This window comes from Bradyrhizobium sp. PRIMUS42, from assembly GCF_023006515.1.
GTDB lineage: Bacteria > Pseudomonadota > Alphaproteobacteria > Rhizobiales > Xanthobacteraceae > Bradyrhizobium.
On sequence record NZ_JALBGZ010001356.1, the window covers coordinates 1 to 782 of the forward strand.

The following is a 782-nucleotide window of genomic DNA, read 5'->3' on the forward strand; positions in this document are numbered from 1 at the left end:
ACCCGATCCGCGCGGGCTTCGCCTCGACCTGCGCCGCACGCTGCGCGCATCGCTTCGCACCGGCGGCGACATCATCGACATCCATCGGCTCGGACGGATCGAGAAGCCGGCGCCGATCGTGGCGTTGCTCGATATCTCGGGCTCGATGAGCGAGTACACCCGCCTGTTCCTGCATTTCCTCCATGCCATCGGCGATGCGCGCAAGCGTGTCTCGGTGTTCCTGTTCGGCACCCGTCTCACCAACGTCACCCGCGCGCTGCGTCAGCGCGATCCCGACGAGGCGCTGGCGAGCTGCTCGGCCTCCGTCGAGGACTGGGCCGGTGGCACGCGGATCTCGGCCTCGCTGCACAATTTCAACAAATTGTGGGCGCGGCGCGTGCTGAGCCAGGGCGCCATCGTGCTGCTGATCTCGGACGGGCTGGAACGGGAGGCCGATTCCAGGCTTGCCTTCGAGATGGACCGGCTGCACCGCTCCTGCCGTCGGCTGATCTGGCTCAACCCGCTATTGCGGTTCGGCGGCTTCGAGGCCAAGGCGCAGGGCATCAAAATGATGCTCCCGCACGTTGACGAATTCCGCCCGGTACATAATTTGAGTTCGATCCAGGAGCTGATCACGACGCTCTCCCGGCCGCTGCCGCCGCATCACCGCAGCCTGATCCGCTCCGCAGCTTGAGAGGCACCCCATGCTCGATCGCGACGAGGATATCCTGAAGGCGGCGGAGGACTGGCAGAAGGCCGGCCGTGGCGTCGCGCTGGCGACGGTGGTGGAGACCTGGGGCTCG

The 782-nt window shown here is 66.6% G+C and carries 1 protein-coding gene and 1 pseudogene; both read left to right on the forward strand.

The annotated features are described in order from the left end of the window. On the forward strand, positions 1-673 hold a 673-nt coding region (locus tag MOV75_RS40310), incomplete at its 5' end, for a VWA domain-containing protein (protein WP_247008414.1). 10 nt (positions 674-683) lie between these two features. After that, a pseudogene (locus MOV75_RS40315) lies at positions 684-782 on the forward strand (XdhC family protein); the annotation flags it as partial.